This is a genomic window from Streptomyces sp. B15, assembly GCF_018070605.1.
GTDB lineage: Bacteria > Actinomycetota > Actinomycetes > Streptomycetales > Streptomycetaceae > Streptomyces > Streptomyces smyrnaeus.
The window spans coordinates 1-435 of the sequence record NZ_JAGPXJ010000232.1; the positions used below are offsets into that span (position 1 = coordinate 1).

The 435-nt window shown below is 67.1% G+C and carries 1 protein-coding gene; it reads left to right on the top strand.

The features are described 5' to 3' along the window. A partial coding sequence (locus KBY19_RS37900; protein WP_210967540.1) for a hypothetical protein occupies positions 1-435 on the top strand: 435 nt, incomplete at both ends.

Here is a 435-nt window from a genome sequence, read left to right on the forward strand (position 1 = left end):
GTTCGTGATCGACCTCGGCTTCTCCCGCAACGACTATGCGGCGATCGTGAAGGGGGTCGGCCTCGCCGCGACGCTGATCGGCGGCTTCGCCGGCGGCTTCCTTGCCCGGCGCTACCCGCTGGCGACGTGCCTGTGGATCGGCGGCGTGGTACAGGCCCTCGCGAACCTGTCGTTCTCCTGGCTTGCATACGTCGGCACCAGCCAGTGGGCGCTCGCCTTCGCCATCACTTGCGAAAACTTCACCAGCGCCATTGGCACGGTGATCTTCGTCGCCTACCTCTCCGCGCTATGCCAGAACCCACTGCACACGGCGACGCAATACGCGCTGCTCACCGCGCTCGCGGCCGTGGGGCGGACGTATCTGTCGTCGGTGGCCGGCTATGTCGCCAAGGCGACCGGCTGGCCGCTGTTCTTCGTGATCTGCGTGCTGGTGGC